Origin of the sequence: Neobacillus drentensis (assembly GCF_036962765.1) — a bacterium.
Classification (GTDB): domain Bacteria; phylum Bacillota; class Bacilli; order Bacillales; family Cytobacillaceae; genus Neobacillus; species Neobacillus drentensis_C.
In genome coordinates this window covers 1-1901 of sequence record NZ_JBALOS010000400.1, presented here as the reverse complement: position 1 = coordinate 1901, position 1901 = coordinate 1, and the positions used below count along the sequence as shown (strand labels likewise).

The 1901-nt window shown below is 38.0% G+C and carries 1 protein-coding gene; it reads right to left on the bottom strand.

Annotated elements, in window-relative coordinates:
* Positions 1-302: 302 nt before the first annotated feature.
* Positions 303-1901 (bottom strand): long-chain-fatty-acid--CoA ligase (locus tag V7137_RS30040; RefSeq protein ID WP_335701457.1); only part of this gene is annotated, 1599 nt, incomplete at its 5' end.

Here is a 1901-nt window from a genome sequence, read left to right as displayed (position 1 = left end):
TAGGTTAAGTAAATACTAATGGCTGTACATTTGAAAGAAGTTCATAAATCATTGAATTACATTTTGAATATAATGAAGCTTCGAAACTTTTACGTAATTCTGCCTTTTTCTTTATTTCCGAGACATCCATTGTGTTTCCTCACTTATTCTTTTTAATCTAAATTGTTAACAGAAACTAGATTTAATACATAAATGAATGATACCCTAAAAGGAAAGTCATTCCCCTTATTAATGAAAAGGAATGACTGATTAACAACCCTGATTTCTTCGAATTTACTACCAGTTATTTACAAGATTTCTTTCTATTTATTTTTCTCAATATCTTCATCCCTTAATTGCCGGCGGAGTATTTTACCAACGGCGGTTTTCGGAAGTGATTCTCTAAATTCAATGATCCGTGGAACTTTATATCTAGTTATTCTTTCTCTACACCAGTTCTGGAGCTCTTCTTCAGATAGCGTGGCTCCTTTTTTTAGAACGATGGCTGCTTTAATCGTTTCACCGCGATACGAGTCTGGAACACCGTATACCCCAGCTTCTAGTACTGCTGGATGCTGATAAATTACTTCTTCCACTTCTACAGGGTAAACATTAAAGCCTCCCGTAATGATCAATTCTTTTGTTCTGCCAACAATAAAGAAATAGCCATCACTGTCCATAATTCCGATATCACCTGTATGCAGCCAGCCATCACGAATGGTTTTTTCCGTTTCTCCTGGATTCTTCCAGTATCCCTTTGTGACTATTGGTCCCTTTACAATGATCTCTCCGGGCTCACCGATCGGTATTTCCATCGTTCCTGTTGCGATATCCACAATTTTCACTTCTAAATTCACCATTGGAATACCAGTACTTCCTACTTTCCTAATTCCTGCAATTGGATTTCGAGTTACCCCAGCTGTCGCTTCCGACAAACCCCATGCTTCTACCATTGGGGCTCCTGTGATTTCTTCAAACTTTTTAATCACTTCAATTGGTAATGGAGACGACCCACAAATACAAAATTGAAAACAGGTTAAGTCATCCTTTTTTAAGTCCGGATGATTCAGTAATGCTATATACATTGTTGGTGACCCGTAAAAAATGGTCGGTCTCTGTTTACGAATCATTTCTAAAATGTAAGTCATATCAAATTTATCAATTAGATAAAAACGTCCGCCAATAAAAATAGATTCAATTAAACTATACAATCCCATGCCATGATAGAGTGGAGCAAAACCAAGGTTGCAATGTTCCCCTTTCTCAAACACCCTATAAAGTCCTGAATGATAACCTATATATTGCATGGAGACTAGGTTTGAGTGTGAAATCATAACTCCCTTTGGACGTCCAGTTGTTCCACTTGTAAATGCTAAATAGGCAACGTCTTCTGGTTGAACGTCTCTAATCAGAAGTTCTGAGGTCTCAGTAGCGATCCAGTGATGTAAATTATCTTCTTCATTTATTTCCTGATCAGCCGTAATAAAAATAACCTCATTGGCTAACCCAATTTTCTCAAGCTTCTCCATCTGATCTCGGAAGGCGACTATTCCTTTTGACTCCGAATTACGTAGGATATGATCCAATTCTGCCGGCTGATAATTAGGATTAACTTGAACAACGATACCTCCTAAACGTTGAATGGCAAAGAAAGCAATAACATATTCAAGACAATTCGGCACCATGATTGAAATGCGATCTCCCTTGCGGAATCCCCGCTTATAGAGTGCCATCGCTACACGTTCGCTAATATTTTTCACCTCGGAAAAGGTTAGTTCTCTCTCGTCATCCACGATAGCTATTTTGGTTGGATACTTATATGCTGACTTTTCCAGGATGTCAAATATAGTGATAGCCGGTATTTCAATCTGATGCGGATCACCTTCTGTAGAAGATGCAAGCCATGGTTTACTTAAATAAAT